The 1,317-nt window shown below is 34.2% G+C and carries 1 protein-coding gene; it reads right to left on the reverse strand.

Translation table 11 applies throughout. From position 1 onward, the window contains the following. Positions 1-200: 200 nt before the first annotated feature. Complete coding sequence (locus ACJJVX_RS00150) at positions 201-1,205, reverse strand: GTP pyrophosphokinase family protein (RefSeq protein WP_405629457.1); 1,005 nt, start codon at positions 1,203-1,205, stop codon at positions 201-203. Between the last annotated feature and the right edge of the window lie 112 nt (positions 1,206-1,317).

Raw genomic sequence — 1,317 nt, forward strand, 5'->3', positions numbered from 1 at the left:
AAAAATTCAGCTCCGCCATAGGCGCAACACTCGATACGGGTGGTGAGTTAAACCTTACCCGACAGGGACTTGCACCCTGCAAGATGCATCAAGCTTCGCTTGACGCACTAACGCCTCATTAAGAGGCAATAAAATAGTTGGTTAAAATAAGCGAGGCACGAGCAAAAACCAACTGTTTTTTGTCCTGCTTTAATGACTTGTTAGCTTTCGTCATCACATATCTTCACGTTGAAATTTTGTTCTATATCGTCCCAGTCAATACCATAATGTTTAAAAAAACCATATTCCTTTTGATCATTTGCTGTAGGTGACCAGACATCAAATTTTTGAGTGTTTGCCTGTGTAAAGTATTTGTGATGATCATTAATGATTAAAAGTCTTCTCACTAAGCCAAATTCATATACATCCTCATCAATTGCAGAAATGAAGGTTTCGTCAAAATCATTAGGGATTATATTATTAAAATCCTCTAATGTGTTTAAACCGAACCTTTCCATTTCACCTATGACAATCCCATCAGTATCAGGGATGAGTTTATAACCACTTTTTTCTATAGATGGAAATTTTGTTGATAAGAATTGAGTTAGCGTAGTTGAACTTATAGGTATATTAAAATCACCTTTTTGTGTACTTTCTAAAGTACCTTTCGAAATCAAATCAATTTCATTTGAAATATTATTAAACTCTCTGTCCGCCATTTCTAATACGCCAGACAATATTTTGAACCTTCTGCCTATATCTGGTGGCAACTTGCCGGTAAACTTATAATTTTTATCGTGCTCTATTTCTGCCCATGCATGTTGTAATATTGTACGAATTTGAATCTCAAAACATTTACCCTCATACTGTTTATATTCTGGTAATTTTAACCTGCTTTTATCTAAACTTGCTATATAGTGGACTGATTTATATCCCACTTTATCAATGCCTAAGTCATCACTTTTATTTGAACTATTCGCAAGATCTATTTGAAATGACTTTTCTATTACTTCACATATTTTCGTTATTTCATCTTCCACATAAGTGATAATTCTAATTCCAGAAAAATCTTGGATTTGCTCTTTAGGTTTATCATATTTATCTTTTGATACTTTTCCTTTCACACTCTCAATTGTTTTAGCTCGAGAGGTAATTATGTGGTAAGAAAGACCTTCCATTTCAAAAACTTCAGATAATAAAGACTCTACTTTGTAAGCGTCTAGCAAAGTGCACCTGCCAATAGCTCATCAAACCGATTAAGCTATTTCTTAATTTCAATTAGGAGATAGCCATGAGAAAAACACGTAGCCTTGAGCAGTGGCGTAACATTATCGAAGA

It is taken from the genome of Pseudoalteromonas sp. Ld20, assembly GCF_045064175.1.
Taxonomy (GTDB): Bacteria; Pseudomonadota; Gammaproteobacteria; order Enterobacterales; family Alteromonadaceae; genus Pseudoalteromonas; species Pseudoalteromonas neustonica.